Raw genomic sequence first — 19,623 nt, forward strand, 5'->3', positions numbered from 1 at the left:
TGCACGAGATGCGAACACATCGTGGACAGGGCGGCATGTCCAAAAGATTGGAAGAATTTTTCTTCACCGCTAAGTGATTCAGCCGACTCCGCTTTTTGCCGTCGCCGCCCGACCCGGCAAAAAGTGCCTATGGACAGGCGCACCCGACCTGATTCATATCTCGTTAAGAGCTGAATGGTTCGAGGCTAAACCTCTACCCAAACTGGAGATTTTTATGCGGTCGTCGGGGGCATCCGGCGCCGGCGCGCTTGGATTGCGCTCTGGCAAAGGTCACGCAATAGGGCGCTTCTCCCAGGTGAGCGTCAGTGTCGCCTTCACCGCCTTTCTCGCCGCCACCCTCTTTGTCGTTTATGACGCCGTACGCAGCTTCGAACAGGTCACGCATTTGGTGGCGGACACAAAATTCATACCAGTCAGCGCTTTAGGTGGATTTGACCTCGTTTCACGCGCCAGCCTGATCGGTGAAAATTTTGCGGAGAGTGGCGCGGCATCCGGCGAGCAGAATTTCATTCCCGAGGCGCATGCAGCAACGATTGCCAGCATTGCCGGGCGCGGGGCTCTCGCCTTTGCACTGGCGGGCTTCATCACCATCTCCGCCTCGCGCCGCCGTGGCAATGCCGCACCGGACGCGGACTTTCTTGAAAATATCAAGCAGGAACAAAGGCTTCTGGCTCGCCAATATCATGAAGAAAAACTCAAGGCCGAGGCGGCGAGCCGCGCCAAGACCAATTTTCTCGCTCATGTCAGCCATGACATCCGCACGCCGCTCAACCACATTATCGGTTTTGCCGAGCTCATGGAGCATGAAGCCTACGGCGCCTTGGGCGATCCGCGCTATCGCGACTATATTCAGTCGATCAAAACCTCCGGCCAGCACCTGCTGAATTCCTTCGCCACCATTCTCGACCTCGTCGAGATGGAGAGCGGACAGAAATCCTTGAGGAATGACATAGTCTTACTGGACGAAGTCATGGAAGGCGTGGCGCAACGCTTCCGCGGCCAGATGCAGCGCGCCGGGCTCGATTTCCGCATGGGCGCCCCCACCGGCGCCGTCCTGCGCGGCGACCGCCTGGGCCTCACCCGCATGATCGGCAACATGATGGACAACGCCATCCGCTTCACTCATGCTGGCGGCACCATCACTTTATCGACCTATGCCGCCGACGATGGCGTGGTGATCGAGATCAGCGATACCGGCATCGGCATGAGCGAGGAGCGTCTGGCCAGCCTCAGCCAGCCCTTCGCCCTTGGCGACGCCACGTTCAGCCGCGATGGGCAAGGTCCCGGGCTCGGCATCTCCATCGCCCGCGCCATCGCGGCGTTGAGCGGGGGGGCACTGGCCATCGATTCCGCGCCTTCGCTGGGCACCACCGTCGCTATTTCGCTCCCGACCGAGCCAGCAGCGGCCGATCTGGCAGCCTGACTACATCTGGGCCAGCTTGGCATACCAATCCCGCGCCGCCGCCTCGACCTCGCCCTGCATCTGCACGACATCCAGTTCCAGTCGCGCGAAATCGGGATAGTGCGACAATTGCGCCAGCAAGTCCTTGAAGGCAGGCGTCCATGCCTCCTCCCGGAATGGGCTGATCAGCGCAGAACTCATCACCTGCAATATCGTCGAATAGAGGCCATGGATTTCGGCGAGCCGCTGCCCGGTCGCAACCAGACCGATTTCGCCCAGACGAGAGAGCACATGCGCCGTTGACGCCTGCGGCCGCCCGATCTGCTCGCCAACGATCAATTGCGCGGACTGGGCGATGAATTCGAGATCAACAAGCCCGCCATTGGCCAGTTTGAGATCGAAGGCATGGCGCGGTTTGCGTTCACGAGCCATCAATTCGCGCATGGAAACAACGTCTTCCACCGTCTTGGCAGCATCGCGACGGCGGACCATGACTTCGGCGATTTTTGCATTCACCTTGTCGCCGAGCGATCCGGTCGCCGCCAAGACCCGCGCCCGACTGAGCGCCAGATGCTCCCAGGTCCAGGCATTGTCCTTGTGATAGGCCTTGAAGCCCGCAAAGCTGGTTGCCAAGGGCCCGGCATTGCCCGAGGGCCGCAACCGCATGTCGGCTTCATAGAGGACGCCCTCGGCCGTAGGAGCCGAGACGGCGGCAATAAGGCGCTGCGTCAGCCGGGCGAAATAATGTGACGTGGAGAGGGGCCGCTCACCATCGGACTCGGTTTCGGGCGCATCATAGAGCAGGAAAAAGTCGAGATCGGAGGTGAAGGTCATCTCGCCGCTGGCCATCTTACCGAAGGCCAGGAGGGCCATTTCCGCGTCGGGAATGCGGCCATGCCGGAGAGCGAATTCTTCCTGAACCTTGTCGAACAGGCGGTGCAGCAGGGTTTCGGCCAGGGCGGTAAACTGCTCCCCTGCCCCGATAGCGCTGACCGTGCCCGAGAGCAGGCCTGCCGCGATGAGGAATTTCTGCTCCTGCCCGATGATGCGGGCGCGGTCGATCAGTTCTTCATAGGAGCGTGCATCGGCGAGGAAGGCATCGACCTTGGCCACCAGAATATTGCGATGGGTAACATCATTGGCAAAGGCCGGATCGATCAGGCCATCCATGACATGGGCCCGGTGGATGACCGCCTCGGCCATGCGCGGCGCCGAAGCCATGAACTGCACCAAGAGTGTGCGCAATTGCTCATGATTGCGCAGCAGCGCGAAAAGCTGCACCCCGGCTGGCAGACGAGAGAGAAAATCATCCATGCGCGCCAGCGCTTCGTCGGCATTGCCCGCCCGGCCAAGCGTTTTCAGCAAGGATGGCAGCAATTCGGTGAGATGGGCGCGGGCGACCGCGCTGCGGGTCGCGGCATAACTGCCGTAATGCCATTTGCGTACGGTCTCTATGACCCGATGCGCATCGGCAAAGCCCATGGCCGTCAGCGTCTCTAGGGTTCCCGGATCGTCGTCGCTGCCGGTGAAAACCAGATTGCCCTCGCCCGAGCCGAGCGTTTCGCCCTCGGTGAACAATTCGGCATAATAGCGCGCCACCAATTCGAGCGCCGCACGGTAGTCGCGCTTGAACCGGCTCGGGTTGGACTGGCCCATCAAGCGACCGATGGCGGCCACGCCTTCCGCACTGTCGGGCATGACATGGGTCTGCTCGTCGCGCAGCATCTGCAGGCGATTTTCCACCGCGCGCAAATACCAATAGGTTCGCGTCAATTCTTCGGCCGTTTGCGGGCTGATCCAATTGGCTTCGGCCAAGGCAGCGAGCGCCTGGGCAGTGGGGCGCACACGCAGCGATTTATCGCGGCCGCCGGCGATCAATTGCTGGGTCTGGGCAAAAAACTCGATCTCGCGGATACCACCGCGGCCGAGTTTGACATTGTGCCCCTCGACGCGAATATCGCCGACCTTCTTGGACACATTGATCTGCCGCTTCATCGCCTGAATATCGGCAATGGTGGCGAAATCGAGATGCTTGCGCCAGATATAGGGCGCCAGTTCCTTGATGAAGGCGTCACCAACCGCCTTGTCCCCGGCACAAGGCCGCGCCTTGATCCAGGCGGCGCGCTCCCAGTTCTGGCCACGCACTTCATAATAGGCGATGGCGGCATCGACGGACAACGCCACCGGGGTCGAGCCCGGATCGGGGCGCAGGCGCAGATCGGTGCGAAACACATAGCCGCCCAGTTGCTGATCCTGCATCAGTCCGACCAGCTTCTGCACCAGGCGGGAATAGAACCGCGTGGCTTCGCTCGGATCGGCCAGCATGGGCTTTTGCGGATCGAAGAAGGCGACGATGTCGATGTCTGAGGAATAATTGAGCTCGCGGCCCCCATGCTTTCCGAGCGCGAAGAGGGCAAGGCCGGAATTGGCCGGGCGCGCTTCATCCAAGGGAATGCTCAATTGCCCCTTCCCGGCGGCCTGCCGCATCAGGAAGGTCACGCAGGCATCCAGCGCGGAATCGGCCAGGTCGGACAGGGCCTCGGTGGTGCGCGCGGTAGTCCAGGCGCCGCCGGTTTCTGCTATGGCCGCCAGCAGCGCCGTGCGGCCCTTGGCCATGCGAAGGGCCTGACCGATTGTGATTTCATCCTCGGCCCTGCCGGCTGCGGCCACCCCCTCCAGAAGCGCCGCGAATCCTCGGTCCATATCGCCGCCCAGCAGGTCCGCCAGCCAGATGGAATGGTCGCGAGCCAAGCCGAGCAGATAGGGCGCGGCCTCCAGCAGCGGCCCGAGCAGCGGTGCGCCGGCCCGGAAGGTCGTGGCGGTCTCGGCGGGCAATTCCGCCAGAAGCGCATCGAAATGCGGATGATCGACACGCGGCAGGGGCGACAGAATGATGCTCATTTCCGAGGCATAGCTTGGCGTGGGAAGGCCCGCAAGACTCGTCCGCTAGGCGGCGGGAAGTTCCAGCGCGGCCCGCACACCGGGCCCATTGTCCTGGATGCGAAGCTCCCCCCCATGTAGGCGCGCCACGGCATTGACCAGCGACAGACCAAGCCCCGAACCGGGCTCGGAGCGGCTTTGTTCCAGCCGCACGAAGCGCTCAAGCACCCGTTTCCGATCCGGCTCGGGAATACCGGCGCCATTATCGGCGACAACAATGCGCACCAAATTTTTGTCGCGGCGGAGTTCGACGTCGATTCGACCGGCACCACTTCCCTCGGGCTGCGCATATTTCACCGCATTTTCGAGAAGATTGACCATGGCCTGGCCGATCAGTTCCCGATTGGCCTTGAGCATCACATTCGGTTCGATCGTGGTGGCAATCTCGATATTGGCATCTTCGGCCACCGGACCATAAAGCTCGGCCAGATCGGCAACGACATCACTGACATTGACTTCGGACAGCATTCCCGAAGGCGTGCCGGCCTCGACGCGGGCGATCAGCAGCAGCGCATTGAAGGTCTGGATCAGCCGGTCGCTTTCACCGATGACGGCCTCGAGCGCATCCTTGCGCATCTCGTCGGTGGCGGTGTCGCGCAAAGCGGATTCGGCCTTGTTGCGCAGACGGGTCAGCGGGGTTTTGAGGTCGTGCGCGACATTGTCGGTCACTTCCTTGAGGCCCTGAAGCAATTGTTCGATCCGGTCGAGCATAGCGTTGAGATTGGTCGCCAGTCCGTCGAATTCATCATTGCGGCTGGTGACGGGAACACGTTCGGACAGATTGCCCGACATGATCTTGGTCGAGGTATCACGGATCGTATCGATCCGGCGCAGCACGCGCCGCGCAGTTATGCCGCCGGCGATGACGGAGAACAGAATGATGCCCACAACGCCAGCCAGAAAACTCTGGAGAATGATGGCGGAATAGCCGCGCCGCTCGACCACGTCGCGGCCGACAACCAGCCGCATTCCATTGCTTAATTCGATTGAGCGCACCACGGCGACACCGGAGCGCTGCGGCATGTCGGCGTTGGCCTCGTCCCCTCCCCAGGGATCAGGCCGCTCATAGTCGAAGCTATAGACACCAGGATCAATCAAGACCTCAGCCGGCACGTCGTTGAGATTACCCAGCAGCATCAGCCCCGAGGAATCGCCCAGAAAATAAAGGCCCGGCCCAGGCTGGGAGGATACGCGGTCGACGGCAAATGCCAGCGCCCTTATGCCTTGGCGCGCCTCGATGCGTTGAAACTGGGCCACTTCACGCTCGATGTCGTTCGCCTGCTGACGCTGGATCGACAGGCTCGACTGCCAGCCGATAAAGGCAAGCAGCAGGATGGCGAAAACGACGAAGATAGCGATAAAGGTGACGGTCAGGCGAACGGTGGACGTGCGCCAGACCTGGACAAGCTGGCTCATGGCCTAGTCCCGGATCATATAGCCGGCGCCGCGCACCGTATGCAGGAGCGGTACGGCATAGCCCTTGTCGATCTTGGACCGCAGGCGCGACATATGCACGTCGATGACATTGGTCTGCGGATCGAAATGATAATCCCAGACATTTTCCAGCAGCATGGTGCGGGTCACCACCTTGCCTGCATGCTTCATCAGATATTCGAGCAGTCTGAATTCGCGGGGCTGTAACAGGATGTTCTCGCCATCGCGCTCCACCTTACGGCTGAGCCGGTCCAATGACAGCCCGCCCACAATGTAGCTGGTGGCCGCTTCGGAAGGGCTGGAGCGGCGAGCCAGAACCTCGACACGCGCCAGCAATTCGGTGAAGGCATAGGGCTTGGTCAGGTAGTCGTCACCGCCGGCGCGCAGGCCGGTGACGCGGTCATCCACCTCGCCCAGAGCCGACAGGATCAGCACTGGCGTCTTGTCGCCCTCGGCTCGCAGGCTTTCGACAATCGAGAGCCCGTCGCGGCGGGGCAACATGCGATCCACGATCAGCACGTCGTAATCCATGCCAGAGGCCATGGCATAGCCGGTCTCGCCGTCGGCAGCATGGTGGCTTATATGGCCCGCCTCATCGAGCGCCTGCACGAGATAGCTGGCCGCTTCGCGGTCGTCCTCGATCAGCAGAATTTTCAATGCCGGACGCTCCAGTTGAAACGGCCCCGGAACCATGGCTCCGGGGCCGACGCATATTACTCGGTGATCGGCAGTCCGATGAAGCGGGCTTCACCGTTGCGGGCCACCTTGACCAAGGCCGTATTGAGGCCCTTTTCCTGCACTGCAGCAATGGCCTGATCGAAGTCGCCGGCGGTCTGCACCACCTTGTTGTCGACTTCCAGAACCACATCGCCGGTGGCGATGCCGCGCTGGCTGGCAGCGCTGTCGGCCTCGACATTCTGGACCAGCAGGCCGCCCGATCCGTCACCGTTTGGCACCAGGGTCAACCCGAGGCTGGTCGTGGCTTCCGGCAATACCTCAGGAGGCATCGGGGATTGCGGATTGGCCTGCGCCGTCTCATCGAGCTGGACGAGCTGCACCGAAATGGTCGTTTCGGCCCCATCACGCCACAGCGTCAGTTCCACGGTCGAGTTCGGAGCCTTGCCGGCAATAGTGCGGCTGAGATCGAGCGCATCGTCGATCTGATCGCCATCGACCTTGAGGATGATGTCGCCCGACTTGACGCCGGCAGCACCGGCAGGGCCATCTTCGGTCGGCTCACGCACAATGGCGCCACGGGCATTGGGCAGGCCGACACCAGCGGCAATGTCCTTGCTGACGTCCTGAATGGAGACGCCAAGATAGCCGCGCGTTACCGTGCCGTCCTCGATCAGCTGGCCGATGATCTGCTTGACCGTGTGGGCTGGGATGGCGAAGGCAATACCGACATTGCCGCCATTGGGCGAGTAGATGGCGGTATTCACGCCCACCACTTCACCATTGGTATTGAACGCCGGACCGCCCGAATTGCCGGTATTGACCGCCGCGTCGATCTGCAGGAAATCGCCATAGCTGGAGCCGCCAATATTGCGGCCGGAACCGGAAATGACGCCGACAGTGACGGTGCCACCGAGACCGAATGGATTGCCGACGGCAACCACCCAATCGCCCACGCGGCTGGCTTCTTCCTCAAAGGTCACGAACGGCAGATCCTGCCCATCGATCTTGAGCACGGCCAGGTCGGTACGCTCGTCAGTGCCGACGATTTTCGCCACCTGCTCACTGCCGTCCTCGAACACCACTGTGACCTTCACCGCATCTTCGACGACGTGATTGTTAGTCACGACATAGCCGTCTTGAGATATGATGAAGCCGGAGCCCGCAGCCATGAACTGGCGCGGCTCGCGCTCACCGCCTTGCGAGCCCTGCCCGCCAGGTCCGCTATTGCCGAACTGGTCGAAGAAATCTCGGAAGGGATGATCGTCCGGCAGATCGGGAAAGTTGAACTCGAAGTTGAAATCGCGGCCGCCGCGCTGAACCGTGTTGCGCCCGGGCGCTTCGGCTTCGACGCGGATGGAGACCACCGCGGGCTTCACGGCCTCGACAAGGTCGGCAAAGCCCTGCTGGACCGAGGTTTGCGGAACGATGATCTGCGCAGCGTTCTGCACCTGCGCATTGGCGGCCTGGCCGGTCATGACGAATGCGGTGGACACACCGCCAATGCCGACCAGCAGCGCCAGCGCCGAGGCGCCGAGCCAGCGACTTGTACGCGAGATTAGAGTCGAACGCATAGGAAAGGGTCTCCTTCGTTTAAGCTCTCAACAGCTTGTGGCCATAGATATGGAACAGCGCGCCTTGCTGTGAAGTTGCGTCCACATTAAGCTTTGGCAATGTTGCTGGCGAGATTGCGGCTGCGTTATTGCCGATCTTCGCCGCGCTGCAATTCTGCCAGCGCAGCTTCTTCTTCACCCGTCAGCGGGCGCACCGCCGATATTGCATTGCTCCGCCGCGCCACAAACAGCGCGCCGAGCCCGATCAGCAGCAGGATGGGCGCTGCTATCCACAGCAGGATCGTGTGTCCGCCGAGACGCGGATTGAGCAGCACATATTCGCCGTAGCGGTCGACGATATATTGCTCGACTTCGGCATTGCTGTCGCCGGCCACCAGGCGCTCGCGGACCAGAAGACGCAGATCGCGCGCCAGGTCGGCATCGCTGTCATCGATGGACTGATTCTGGCAGACCAGGCATCTCAGGCCCGCCGAAAGGTCGCGCGCCCGCGCTTCGAGCGCCGGGTCGGACAGAATTTCGTCCGGCCCCACGGCCAGAACCGGCGTTGAAAAAGCGAGAAGAACGCAGAGTAAAAGCGCCCGCAATCTCATTGCGCGGCCTCTGGCACCGCCTTGCGGGCCTGCTGCGGCGCACCGATGCGCAGTTTTCGGTCTGTAAGAGAGAGAACTCCCGCGCCGGCCATGACGAGGCAACCGATCCAGATGAGCAGGATATAGGGCTTGTGCCAGACGCGGATCACATGCGTGTCGTCCAGCGGCTCGCCAAGCTGGAGATAGAGCTGGGAAAGGCCATAGGTCTGTATGGCCGCTTCGGTGGTTGGCATGCCATTGGACACATAGGTGCGCCGCTCGGCTTCAAGCCGCGCAACTCCCCCACCGGGAGCGGTGACGGTGAAAATGCCGGTATCGGCGAGATAGTTCGGCCCCGCGATCTGCTCGAAGCTGGTCATGGCGATGACATAGCCGGAGAGTTCGGTGCTTTGACCGGGATTGAGCGTGGTGACCGTCTCGGTTTCCCAGGCGGAAACCGAGACGATGCCGAGAACGGTTAGGCCCAGCCCCAGATGGCCGATAGCAGTGGACCAGATGCTGCGCGGCAGGCCCGCCAGCCGCCGCAGACTGTCCCGCAAGGGAATACGGCCCAGCTTAGCGCGCTCGATCAGTTCGGCGATCGAGCCGAGGCTCACCCAGAAGCCCAGCAATAGCCCGATCGGCGCCAGCGAGATCGACACCCCGCCCAGCGCCGAAATCAGCACCGTGAGAAACACGGCGAGCGCCGCCATGCCCACGAGGCGCTGCCCCGCCGCAACCAGGTCGGCCCTTTTCCAGGCCAGCAAGGGCCCGAAGGGCAGGACCAGCAGCAGCGGCGCCATCAAGGCTCCAAATGTGAAGTCGAAAAAGGGCGCGCCGACCGAAATCGTGGTGCCGGTCAGTGCATCGAGCAGCAACGGATAGAGCGTTCCCACCAACACGGCTCCCACGGCAGTGGCGAGGAACAGATTGTTGAGGATGAGGGCGCCTTCGCGGCTGATCGGGGCAAACAGGCCGCCCTGGCGCAGCGATGGCGCTCGCATTGCGAACAGCAGGAAAGCGCCGCCGATCAGCACGGCGAGCATGGACAGGATGACCAGGCCGCGCGTCGGGTCGCTGGCAAAGGTATGCACCGAGGTCAGGATGCCCGAGCGCACCAGGAACGTGCCGAGCAGGGACAGCGAGAAGGTAATGATGGCGAGAAAGACGGTCCAGATTTTCAGCGCATTGCGCTTTTCCATCACAAGCGCCGAGTGCAAGAGCGCGGTGCCGGCCAGCCAGGGCATGAAACTGGCATTTTCCACCGGATCCCAGAACCACCAGCCACCCCAGCCCAACTCGTAATAGGCCCAATAGGAGCCCATGGCGATACCGAGCGTCAGGAAGGTCCAGCTCAGCATGGTCCAGGGGCGCACCCAGCGCGCCCACGTCTGGTCGATGCGGCCCGATATCAGCGCGGCAATGGCGAAGGAGAAACAAACCGAGAAGCCGACATAGCCCGAATAAAGCAGCGGCGGATGGATGGCGAGGCCGATATCCTGAAGGATCGGGTTGAGATCGGCCCCTTCCAGCGGCGGCGGGCTCAGACGCTCGAACGGGTTGGAGGTGAGCAGCGTGAACCCGGCAAAGCAGGCGGTCAGCAGGCTCTGCGTGCCCAGAACCAGATTGGCGAGATCGGATGGCAGGCGGCGGCCGAATGCGGCAACCAGCGCTCCGAACAGCACAAGAATGAGGATCCACAGCAACATGGACCCTTCGTGATTGCCCCAGACGCCGGAAATCTTGAAAATCAGCGGCTTGAGCGAATGGGAATGGTTGGCCGCCAGCTTGAGGCTGAAATCGGAGACGACGAAAGCCTGCACCAGAGCCAAAAAAGCCAGCGCCACCAAAACGAATTGCAGCACCGACGCATGGCTCAAGACCCGCGCCAGTGTTTCGCCCCGCCGCCACAGCAACAGGCCGCCCACGGCGGAAACCGAGGCGATGGCGAAAGCCAGGATCAGCGCGAAATGGCCAAGTTCGATGCTCACTGGCCGCCGGCCTCCGGCCGCCATTCGCCCTGCGCCTTCAGCGCCTCAACCACTTCCTTGGGGATGTAGTTTTCGTCATGCTTGGCCAGCACATTGGTGGCGATGAAGACGCCATCCGGCCCCATGCTGCCTTCGGCGACAACGCCCTGTCCTTCGCGGAACAGGTCCGGCAGAATGCCGTCGTAGTGGGCCAATATGTCCATGCCGCCATCGGTGATGGCGAAAGTGTTGCGCTGCCCCTCGCGGATCCAGCTTGCTTCCTTCACCAGACCGCCCAGCCTTATGGGCTGGCCGACAGCCACTTCGCGTGCCGCGACGTCGCTGGGCGAATAGAAAAACACGATCTGGTCGCGCAGCGCGACCAGAACCAGCGTGGTGGCAATGGCAAGCACCACGGCAAGGCCGGCGATGATCGCCAGGCGCTTCTGCTTGCGGGTCATGCCCTTGCGGCGAACGTTGGCCTGCATGGTCATGGCGCACCTCCATTGAGCTTCAATCCCGCGCCCAGCGCGAGCGTATCGAGTTCACCGCGATCAAACGCGGCCGGATAGGCCACGACCGCCGCATCATAGGCGGTCTGGGCATTGTCCAGATCACCGAGCACGATATAGGAGCGGAGCAGTTGCATCCATTCCTCAACCGTGCCGCCCTCCTGGGCCAGACGGTCGGCTAGCCCGCCAACCATCATCTGGATCATCTCCGCCTGTTGCTCGGCGGCGGAATCGACGCCATCTGCTTCGGCGACGGCAAGACCCTGCTGTGCCGCTGGCAGCCAGGCTTCGTCGCCACTGGCCAGCGCAATGGCCTCGCGCCAATAGTCCGCGGCGATTTCATAGTCTTCCAAGCGCATCGACTCCGCCGCGAGATAGAGCCGCGAGCGGACATGAGATGGATCGCCCTCAGCCGCAGCCCGCAATTGCTCCATCGCCTCGACCGATCCGGCATTGCCGGCCTCCAGCAGCAAGGCCTCTGCCAAATTGGTCTGCAATTCCGGCGTCGCTTCGGACAGCACAATGATCTGCCGATAGGCATTGGCCGCGTCGGTAAATCGGCCAAGTTCCAGATAGGCCGGCGCGATGACGGTCCAGCCGCGCAGATCGTCCGGCGCCTGCGCCAGTCGGGCTTCGATCTGGAGGATGGCGTCATCAAGGCTGATATTCTGGGCCGCCAATTCGGGCCGGCCGGCCAGCGGCTGGGCCGGCAGATCCGGGCTGCCTAGCATGGCGTAGAGGCCCAGCCCCACCAGCGCCACGGCGCCAAGCCCAGCAAACAGGGCGCCGCGCCCGAGTTCGGTCTGCGGCGGCGCCGATTCCTTGCGAGCGCGGATCATTTCGCGCGCCAGTTCGCCCTTGGCCGCATCGGCCTGTTCGGAATCCAGCTTGCCATTGGCCAGATCGGTTTCGATACCGGCGAGCAACAGGCGGAAATGGTCATTGGAATCGGCCATTTCGGGGCCGCTCACGTTGACCACGCGCCCGGCAGCCGCGTAAAATAACGCAGCGCAGGCAATGGCGGTAATGGCAATGGCGATCGACCAGAAAATCATCGGCCCCAGATGCGTCCATGCTTGGCGTGACAAGGCTGCGTTCTCTATAAGCCGAATGCGGCGAAAAACCACCAAAACAGCGCATCGCGGGGCGGACGCATTGCCACAGGGACCGCTCGCCGCAGGTCAGTTGGCCGCATGAGCGGAACTGTCGTCGACTTCGCCGTTTTTGGTTCGACGCCGCTGGCGCGCCTGCTGGCGGGCCTGCTCGCGGACATGCATGGAAGGCAGGTCGTTCATATCGGCGACAGCCCCTCGATCTATAGGCTGACGCGGAGTATCGACCTCTCCGTCGCTCCGATCACCCGGCCCGAAAGCTGGGCCCTATTGGGCCGATCCGTCGATGAGACCCTGAAACTCATTGCGCGCCTAGCGGGCCGAAATGCCTGGGGCCATGCCGATCCGGTCTTTTTCGCCGACGATCCGCGCGCCGAAGAGGCCCTCTCGCATATGCGCCATATGGCGCAGGGCTTCGGAATTGCGACTGAGCCGACCCCACCCTCGCTGCTCGGCGGAAACCGTAGCGGCATCTGCCTTCGAGATGCGGTTCGGCTCAATCGGGCGGTTCTGGAGCCGGGGATCGAGACGTGGCTGAAACGGGCGGGCGTATTACATCTCAAGCCCCAAACTGTGACAACAGAGCCCGGCGGCAGCGCAGAACTCGTCGCTGGCGGCTCGGTCTTTCACGCCAGGCAGGCTATTCTGGCGGATGATGACGCCATCATCGCCCATTTGCCGCGCCGCCAATGGCCTGCCTTGCTGCGCCAGCAGCAGGCTGCGTCCATCCTTGCTTTTTCGGCCCCGAAACTGGTCGCCCCAATCATGTTGAACATCCAATCCGGCCTGACGCTGATACAACAGGAAAACGGCCTCGCCGCCATCGGCCTGGGGGAAATGGCTCAGGTTTCCAGCCAGACAAGGGCGCTCCTCGATCAGAATCGCCCAGTCGAGCAGACGGGCCAGACCAATTTCGCCGTGCTCACCACCAGCGACGGCGCGCCAGCAATGGGCCGCGTAGCCGGAACTGGCGTCGACATCGTCGCCGCCATGGGCATGATTGGCGCCTTCCTCGCGCCAGCCCTGGCGCGCTGGCTCTGCGGGGAGAGCGACGGGCCCGATGAAGCGGCATGGTTCGGGGCGAGGCTGGTGTCCCGTGAGGCAAAGCCGGCTTTGGTTGGCGATTTCGTGCCCATTGCCGCGGGTGTGTCGGCATGAGGGTGCAGGTCAACCGCCTGCCGGCCGAGATTGGCGAAAGTTTCACCGACGCTCTCATCGACCGAAATCGTCCCCTGCGCTTCCGGCTGAACGGGCGGGTGATTGCCGGATTTGTTGGAGACAGTGTGCTCAGCGCCACCATGGCGTCGGGCATCGATACATTGGGCCGCTACGCAGGCCAACCGCTGGGGCTGACGCCGAGCGCTCACCCCGCAATCAGCCTGGCCCGCCATGAAAAAGATGCCCGCCACGCCCTCTCTATGGCCCGCATGCCGGCCATGGACGGCGCCGATTTCGTCACCCTAGGCGGACAGGTGGTCTATCCATTGGCCCGCATGCTCCGCTCCCGCCGTTCCCTGGGGATGGTTTTCGACAATTCTTCCGCGCTCGATCGCCCCTGGCGCGGTCTGGCCGGAGCCTCAAAAGATGGCGGAGACCTGGTCATTGTCGGGGGCGGCGTTGCCGGCATGGAGGCTGCATTGGCCGCCTCGGGCAGCGGACTGAGCGTCACTCTGGTGGAGTCAGGTCCGGTGTTGGGCGGGCATTCCGGCCTATTCGGTACGCAGGATGGAGAAGCGGCGCCCGAAGCGGACATGGCGCAGTTGCGCGCCGCCATAGCCGCCCAAGACGCCATCACGGTTTTCACCCATAGCCATGCCTTCGCCCTACGACCGGGTCTGGTGCGGGTCCATCGCGTCGGGATTGCGGATGGCCAGCCGGCCGCCAGCGTCATCGACCTTGCCGCCCGCTTCATCATCATCGCCACTGGCGCACAGGAGCGGCTTCCTATCTTTTCCGGCAACCGCCTGCCGGGCGCAATCGGCACGCGCGACGCCTATGAACTGGCCAGCCGCTACCATGTGTGGCCCGGCAGAACCGCGCTTTTCGCCACGTCCAGCAATATTGCCTATCGTCTCGCCATGCTGGCTAGCGACGCCGGCATCAAAATCGAGCGCATTCTGGACAGCCGGTCCGGACCCAGTTCTCGCTTCATCGCCTTCAGCCGTGCCTATGGCCTGATCCAGACGCAGGGCGCGATTCCAGAGCGGGTCAGCATGACCAGTTCGGGTCTCGCGATGCGAACCAATGAGACCATTGACCAAGCCTTGGAGACCGAACGGCTGCTAGTCTGCGGCGGCTGGCAGCCCGATCTGACCCTCTGGCACATTGCCGGCGGGCGCAGCCGCTGGAGCAGCGAACGCCATAGGCTTGAGCCCGAAGGCGTGGTTGAAGGCATTGCGCTGGCTGGCAGCACCGCCGGCTATCTGACCCGGCGCGGCTGCATTGGGAGCGGACGGGACGCGGTCAACCTGCTGCTGGGCCGCCCACGCAAACCCGTGCCGGACTCGCTGATCGACCCCTTGCACGAAACTCCCGACGCGCCGCCCGGCATCGGCACTGCGCACCAGAATGCGGCGTCTGCTTTTCTCGATGCAGGCCCGGAATTTCAGGCCCGCCCCGCGCCCGCCGGCCGTTCTTGGAGCACCATCTTCCGGGGGCCAACAAAGGGCGAATTGCCGGCTCTCTCCGAAGCATCCCAGCCCCTCACCATCGGCGCCGTGGCCGCCGGAGTGGAACTTGGGCTCATACCCGCCGACGCTGCCGGGATCGTGGCGCAGGAGCGCGTTGCGCTGGTCGGCCTCGCCCATGCCGAGCCTGAACGTCCGCCTTTGGAGGATAACATGCCCGGCCCAGAGGAGGTCCCCTCCTATTTGGAAGGCCGTTTTGGCATCGATGCGAAACTGGTCAGTCTCGTGCCGGAAGAGCCCCGCCAATTCAGCAGCGGCGCACTGATCTATCGCAATTCAGATCCGGCCAGCCCGCTGGACGCGATCGGAATCGTGCTGCGTCCTGCCGGCGCGACCGCCCTGGCGCTGACACGAGGAAATATCGCTCACGGACTCATCGTCAGCGTCCGCGATCAGGGCCGCCCGATTGCCGCACGGGTCGATACCGGGGTCACGCCGAACTAGCCACGACGCTCTGCGGCGATACGGGCGCGCTTGAGTGTTTCGGCATATTCGGCGTTGAAGCGAATTTCCGCCATCTTGATCGCGGCATCGAGCCGCAATCCGGTTGCCGCGTCGCCCGGCATCTGGCGCATCACGTCCAGATTGCGCTGGATATGCAATTCCAGCGCCTGACCGGTCTGGCTCCAGGCCTGGTCGAAAACCGCGTTGAGTGCCAGAGAATCCCGGCAATCCCGCACGGCGGACAAGAGATAGACGCCGTTGATGGCGGCGAGCATGCGGTCATTGTCGATGCGGTCTGCGCCTTCGCGAGGCCGGCGCATCGCCTGGTTGAGATCGGTCACCACTTCCTTGAGGCGCGGCTCGACACGGTCGGAGACCAATTTGGTCACATTGGACAGAACCTGCGTGGCGCGGCTGCCCCGCTCGAATTCGACATAACCGCTCAGCGCCCGCACCAGGCGATGGAAACGGTCCAGGCTCCGGCACACCAGATCAATATCGGCAAAAGGCCCGGCCATTTGCAGATTATGCAACTGGTTCTGCGCATGGGCGAGGCAGGCATCGATCAGCGGCGAAAAGCCGTTGCGGGCGAGACTGGCTTCCTTGGCATTGCCTGAGAGCTTGACGACGGCGACGATCAGGCGGGTCGGGTTGGCTATCTGCCCCACGGCCGCATGAAACATCAGCGCGGCCATTTGCGGGTCGCCCAAGGGCATGGATTGCAGCGCCACCCCGAGCGCCCCATCCTCGCCAATGGCGTTGACCGCCTTGCCGAAGCTCTGCGCCTTGCCGAGCAGGGCGCGGGCGCGCAATGCCGCCATCACCACATTGAGTTCTTCGCGGGCATGCTCGCGGCCAAGTTGGGCGCGGAAACGGCGCATGGCCTCATTATCCGCATCGATTTTGTCCAGCGCCCTTTTGGCGCGGAGCAGGATTTCAGCCATGACAAGTTCGAGATCAGCGGCCCTGAGCGTGCCGTTCTCGATGGCCTGCGCAGAAATCAGGTCGGGGCAAAGATCGCGCGACACCCAGGTCCAGGCCGCCATGGCGCCGTCGCGCACCACCGAACCGGCAAAAGCAAAATGCACTGGCTCTTCAACCAGCACGGCATCGATCAGGCCGCAAAAGGGCGTCCGTGCCGCCGCGCCGGTCCGGTTGGACGGTCGCGGGGCATGGTCAGCGGCGGCTTTGCTTTGTGCAGGCTGGCTCATCAAGGCTCAAAACAGGGTCAGTTCAGAACCAATCCTATTACGACCCTGTTAAACAATCCTTGTCAGGAGCGCGGGAAAAGGCTCAGGCCGCGCCCTGAACCACGTTCCAATTGCCGTTCTGCTCGCGACAGGCCGTGCCCTTGCGGACATAATCGGTGCCATTGAGCTTCACGGTGTGGGTAAAGTCCCGGCAATCGAGATTGTTGACCCGGACATAGGGCCCAACGGCGACCGAGCCGGTCGTGCCCTTGTCGCCGGCCCATTGGCGCGGCGCGCCGGGACGGCCGAATTGCAGCGCGTAGAACTGCGCGCTGTTGGCTTCGGTGGAATCCTTGGCGGTCATCAGCGCCAGGGCCGCCGGATCGACGAAGCCATTGGCGATGGACGTGGTCAGCCGCGCCGTCTGCACCGTCTGGGCCGAGGTCGGCACCAAGGGCTGGACCACGACCGGCTGGGCCTGCACCGGAGCCTGAACCGTACGCGTCGTGCCGGTGCTGGAGCAACCGGCCAGCGCCAGGGCAAGAAGCGGGAGAGCGAGAAGCGTCGAACGATTCATCTGTGTGGCCTTATCCGTGCATTCAAGTTGTACTTGTTGGCGTATTGCGGCGAAAGTGCGTCAAGGCCCGGAGGGGCGGGCGATACTGCCCAGCCGCGCGGTGGGAAGGCGCAATTCCACGAGCAGCCCGCCCAATTGCGATCGCTTGAGGTCGAGGCTACCGCCATAGACATCGACCAGTTCCTTGACAATATCCAGTCCCAAGCCGGTTCCGGGCGTTTTCTCGTCCAATCTGACGCCACGGCGCAACACTTTCTCGGCGTCGCTTTCCGACAGGCCCGGTCCATTGTCGTCGATGCACAAGAGCAATTGGGTGCTCTTGGAGCCTGGCTCCGCCGAAAGGCGAACGTCCACCTGGCCCTTGGACCATTTGCAGGCATTATCGAGCAGATTGCCTGCCATTTCCTCGAGGTCCGCCTCGTCGCCTCGGAACCAGGGCAGCGTCGCATCGGGCTGGTGGAAGGCGAGATTCACGTCGGGATGGATCTTGCCCATCACCCGGGTCAGCCGCTGCATGATCGAATTGGCGTCGGCCTTTTTGCCCACCACCGAAGTGCGCGCCGCCAGCCGCGCCCGCTCGAGATAGGTCGAGACCATATTGCTCATTTTCTCGGTTTCGCCGGCGACCACATCGGCCAGCGCGCCCTTGCGCGTCCCGGCCTCGTTGCGCAGCACAGCAAGGGGTGTCTTGAGGCCATGGGCGAGGTTGCCGACCTGATTGCGCGCGCGCTCGATGATCTGCGCGTTGGAACGCAGCAATTCGTTGACCTCCTCGGCCAGCGGCGCGATTTCCGTGGGATAGGTGCCCGAAACCTCGGCACTGTCGCCTTCGCGCACGGCCTCCACAGCGACGCGCAATTGCGCGATTGGCCGAAGGGCGATGCGTGCGAGAATGGCGCTCATCCCCGCCAGCATGACGCCCACCGCCCCCAGCACGATGAAGGCCTGGCCGCGAAATTCGTCCACCAGTTCGAGGATTTCCGTGAGATTGCCGGCAACGGTGATGCGATAATTGTCCGCGCCCAGCGTCACGCTGCGCTCCACCAGCCGCATCGTGGTGCCGAAAGGATCGTCGATCACTTCCGTGCTGCGGCCCAGCGCATCGGCGGTCGCGACGACGCCCCGCAAGTCGATCCCGACTACCGAGGTGGAAAGATTGACCAGATTCCCCTCGCCGTCGCGGATGATCCAGTACCAGCCCGAGCGCGGCCGCTCGAAACGCGGGTCCGCCAGGGCGATGTCGGGGTCCTGCGGGTCGCGGGTGTCCAGCAGCGCGCCAGCCAGGCTTTCGACGTGAAAATCCAGCGTCTGGGTCAAGGTGGTGTCGAGCGCGCGGGAATAGAGGTCGGTCAGCAGGAAACCGGTCGTCACCAGCGCCACGACCAGCCATCCGGCGGAGAGCCAGAACAAAGATGCGGAAATGGAGCCCTTACGCAGCATGCCCCAACCTTACGAAATGCCGCGCCGGCGCATCAATCCTCGAGGATCTGATAGCCCAGCCCCCGCACGGTCTGGATGCAGGTATCGGGCAGCTTCTTGCGCAGCCGGCCGACGAAAACCTCGATCGTATTGCTGTCGCGGTCGAAATCCTGATCGTAAAGATGTTCGGTCAGCTCGGTGCGCGAGATCACCTTGCCCTTGTGGTGCATGAGGTAGCTCAACAGGCGCAGTTCGTGGCTGGTCAGCTTGATCGCCTGTCCGTCCACGGTCACCTTGCCCGAACGGGCGTCGAGCCGCACGGAGCCGGCAACAATCTCGTTGCTGGCGTGGCCGGCGGCGCGACGCACCAAAGCGCGCAGCCGGGCCAGCACTTCTTCCATATGGAACGGCTTGGCGACATAATCGTCGGCGCCGGCATCTATGCCCTGCACCTTGTCGCTCCAGCGGTCGCGGGCCGTCAGCAGCAGCACCGGCGTGGTCTTGCCGGCGCGCCGCCATTCCTCCAGCACCGAAAGCCCGTCCATCTGCGGTAGGCCGATATCGAGGATGATTGCATCATAGGGCTCGGTATCGCCCAGGAAATGGCCTTCCTCGCCATCAAAGGCCACATCGACCGCGTAACCGGCCTCGCTCAAGGCTTCCTTGAGCTGCCGATTGAGATTGGCATCGTCTTCCACAATCAGAATACGCATCGCTGTGCCCCCCGCAAGGCTCTCGTTATCGTGCGTTCAAAGTCAGATTCCGGGCCGCGCCATCCGGCGCCAGCACACCGATGACATATACCAACGTTCCGCCTTGATCACAGACCTGAACATTGAGAATTTCGGCATTGGCATCGACGCCGGCCGACGCCAGCACGGCGTCGAGCGACAATATCTGGCCGGAAGCAACGGCTTCCTGAATCTGCCGCTTGTCGAGGCAGGCCTGCGCCTGTGCGGCGCCGGTGCCCGAGACGGCAAGCATCAGGGCCAGCGCCAGGGCAATGGAGGCAGGGGGGTTGGGGGCGTTCGTTTTCATATCCGGATCAATATGCGGTGCTTGCTGAATGGGACATGAATGAGGCAGGTGTCCATGTTTTTTAGTGGGTCGATCCGCGA

Annotated in this window: 16 protein-coding genes; 3 read left to right on the top strand and 13 right to left on the bottom strand. The window is 63.0% G+C overall.

The window, feature by feature from the left end; genetic code table 11:
• The first annotated feature begins 214 nt into the window (after positions 1–214).
• Positions 215–1,423: a sensor histidine kinase gene (locus H0482_RS11195; RefSeq protein WP_193730136.1), complete on the top strand. Its 1,209-nt coding sequence runs from the start codon at positions 215–217 to the stop codon at positions 1,421–1,423.
• Here H0482_RS11195 and H0482_RS11200 read toward each other — a convergent pair whose 3' ends face one another.
• The 8 genes from H0482_RS11200 to ccmI form a co-directional block, all read right to left on the bottom strand.
• Positions 1,424–4,303 carry a bifunctional [glutamine synthetase] adenylyltransferase/[glutamine synthetase]-adenylyl-L-tyrosine phosphorylase gene (locus tag H0482_RS11200; protein ID WP_193730137.1) on the bottom strand — a complete coding sequence of 960 codons (2,880 nt, stop codon included), beginning with the start codon at positions 4,301–4,303 and terminating at the stop codon, positions 1,424–1,426. It lies immediately after the preceding gene.
• A gap of 45 nt (positions 4,304–4,348) precedes the next feature.
• Positions 4,349–5,758 (bottom strand): sensor histidine kinase, encoded by a 1,410-nt coding sequence (locus H0482_RS11205; RefSeq protein ID WP_193730138.1) that lies wholly within the window; start codon positions 5,756–5,758, stop codon positions 4,349–4,351.
• 3 nt (positions 5,759–5,761) lie between these two features.
• On the bottom strand, positions 5,762–6,433 hold the full coding sequence (locus H0482_RS11210) for a response regulator transcription factor (RefSeq protein WP_193730139.1): 672 nt from the start codon (positions 6,431–6,433) through the stop codon (positions 5,762–5,764).
• 56 nt (positions 6,434–6,489) lie between these two features.
• Positions 6,490–8,025, bottom strand: a complete 1,536-nt coding sequence (locus H0482_RS11215; RefSeq protein WP_193730140.1) for a Do family serine endopeptidase — start codon at positions 8,023–8,025, stop codon at positions 6,490–6,492.
• A 125-nt stretch (positions 8,026–8,150) separates the two neighbouring features.
• Positions 8,151–8,615 (bottom strand): cytochrome c-type biogenesis protein, encoded by a 465-nt coding sequence (locus H0482_RS11220; protein ID WP_193730141.1) that lies wholly within the window; start codon positions 8,613–8,615, stop codon positions 8,151–8,153.
• Positions 8,612–10,585 carry a heme lyase CcmF/NrfE family subunit gene (locus tag H0482_RS11225; RefSeq protein WP_193730142.1) on the bottom strand — a complete coding sequence of 658 codons (1,974 nt, stop codon included), beginning with the start codon at positions 10,583–10,585 and terminating at the stop codon, positions 8,612–8,614. The genes H0482_RS11220 and H0482_RS11225 overlap by 4 nt, the downstream gene beginning before the upstream one ends.
• Entirely contained in the window at positions 10,582–11,058 is a 477-nt protein-coding gene (gene ccmE / locus H0482_RS11230; protein WP_230989589.1) for a cytochrome c maturation protein CcmE, read from the bottom strand. The genes H0482_RS11225 and ccmE overlap by 4 nt, the downstream gene beginning before the upstream one ends.
• Positions 11,055–12,164, bottom strand: a complete 1,110-nt coding sequence (gene ccmI / locus H0482_RS11235; RefSeq protein WP_193730143.1) for a c-type cytochrome biogenesis protein CcmI — start codon at positions 12,162–12,164, stop codon at positions 11,055–11,057. Before ccmI ends, ccmE begins: the two co-directional genes overlap by 4 nt.
• Before the next feature lie 105 nt (positions 12,165–12,269).
• Here ccmI and H0482_RS11240 point away from each other — a divergent pair, with 105 nt between their 5' ends.
• Together H0482_RS11240 and H0482_RS11245 are read left to right on the top strand one after the other, a co-directional pair.
• Positions 12,270–13,346, top strand: coding sequence for a hypothetical protein (locus tag H0482_RS11240; RefSeq protein ID WP_193730144.1), 1,077 nt, complete (start codon positions 12,270–12,272; stop codon positions 13,344–13,346).
• Positions 13,343–15,319, top strand: a complete 1,977-nt coding sequence (locus H0482_RS11245) for an FAD-dependent oxidoreductase (protein WP_193730145.1) — start codon at positions 13,343–13,345, stop codon at positions 15,317–15,319. Before H0482_RS11240 ends, H0482_RS11245 begins: the two co-directional genes overlap by 4 nt.
• Here the strand turns inward: H0482_RS11245 and H0482_RS11250 are convergent.
• The 5 genes from H0482_RS11250 to H0482_RS11270 all read right to left on the bottom strand — a co-directional run bounded on the left by H0482_RS11250 (position 15,316) and on the right by H0482_RS11270 (position 19,543).
• Positions 15,316–16,530, bottom strand: a complete 1,215-nt coding sequence (locus tag H0482_RS11250) for a hypothetical protein (protein WP_193730146.1) — start codon at positions 16,528–16,530, stop codon at positions 15,316–15,318. The two genes, H0482_RS11245 and H0482_RS11250, sit on opposite strands and share 4 nt — an antisense overlap.
• Positions 16,531–16,612: 82 nt before the next feature.
• Positions 16,613–17,086, bottom strand: coding sequence for an RT0821/Lpp0805 family surface protein (locus H0482_RS11255; protein WP_193730147.1), 474 nt, complete (start codon positions 17,084–17,086; stop codon positions 16,613–16,615).
• A gap of 60 nt (positions 17,087–17,146) precedes the next feature.
• Positions 17,147–18,526 (bottom strand): sensor histidine kinase, encoded by a 1,380-nt coding sequence (locus H0482_RS11260; RefSeq protein WP_193730148.1) that lies wholly within the window; start codon positions 18,524–18,526, stop codon positions 17,147–17,149.
• Positions 18,527–18,558: 32 nt separating this feature from the next.
• On the bottom strand, positions 18,559–19,218 hold the full coding sequence (locus H0482_RS11265) for a response regulator transcription factor (protein WP_193730149.1): 660 nt from the start codon (positions 19,216–19,218) through the stop codon (positions 18,559–18,561).
• Between the two features lie 25 nt (positions 19,219–19,243).
• Positions 19,244–19,543: a PepSY domain-containing protein gene (locus H0482_RS11270; protein WP_193730150.1), complete on the bottom strand. Its 300-nt coding sequence runs from the start codon at positions 19,541–19,543 to the stop codon at positions 19,244–19,246.
• Between the last annotated feature and the right edge of the window lie 80 nt (positions 19,544–19,623).

Source organism: Devosia faecipullorum (assembly GCF_015158295.1).
Lineage (GTDB): Bacteria > Pseudomonadota > Alphaproteobacteria > Rhizobiales > Devosiaceae > Devosia > Devosia faecipullorum.

Coding starts and splice junctions, on each gene's coding strand:
- H0482_RS11215 (WP_193730140.1), bottom strand. CDS start 8,025: ATGCGTTCGACTCTAATCTCGCGTACAAGTCGCTGGCTCGGCGCCTCG.
- H0482_RS11265 (WP_193730149.1), bottom strand. CDS start 19,218: ATGCGTATTCTGATTGTGGAAGACGATGCCAATCTCAATCGGCAGCTC.
- H0482_RS11260 (WP_193730148.1), bottom strand. CDS start 18,526: ATGCTGCGTAAGGGCTCCATTTCCGCATCTTTGTTCTGGCTCTCCGCC.
- ccmE (WP_230989589.1), bottom strand. CDS start 11,058: ATGACCATGCAGGCCAACGTTCGCCGCAAGGGCATGACCCGCAAGCAG.
- H0482_RS11205 (WP_193730138.1), bottom strand. CDS start 5,758: ATGAGCCAGCTTGTCCAGGTCTGGCGCACGTCCACCGTTCGCCTGACC.
- H0482_RS11195 (WP_193730136.1), top strand. CDS start 215: ATGCGGTCGTCGGGGGCATCCGGCGCCGGCGCGCTTGGATTGCGCTCT.
- H0482_RS11220 (WP_193730141.1), bottom strand. CDS start 8,615: ATGAGATTGCGGGCGCTTTTACTCTGCGTTCTTCTCGCTTTTTCAACG.
- H0482_RS11240 (WP_193730144.1), top strand. CDS start 12,270: ATGAGCGGAACTGTCGTCGACTTCGCCGTTTTTGGTTCGACGCCGCTG.
- H0482_RS11200 (WP_193730137.1), bottom strand. CDS start 4,303: ATGAGCATCATTCTGTCGCCCCTGCCGCGTGTCGATCATCCGCATTTC.
- H0482_RS11255 (WP_193730147.1), bottom strand. CDS start 17,086: ATGAATCGTTCGACGCTTCTCGCTCTCCCGCTTCTTGCCCTGGCGCTG.
- H0482_RS11250 (WP_193730146.1), bottom strand. CDS start 16,530: ATGAGCCAGCCTGCACAAAGCAAAGCCGCCGCTGACCATGCCCCGCGA.
- H0482_RS11270 (WP_193730150.1), bottom strand. CDS start 19,543: ATGAAAACGAACGCCCCCAACCCCCCTGCCTCCATTGCCCTGGCGCTG.
- H0482_RS11245 (WP_193730145.1), top strand. CDS start 13,343: ATGAGGGTGCAGGTCAACCGCCTGCCGGCCGAGATTGGCGAAAGTTTC.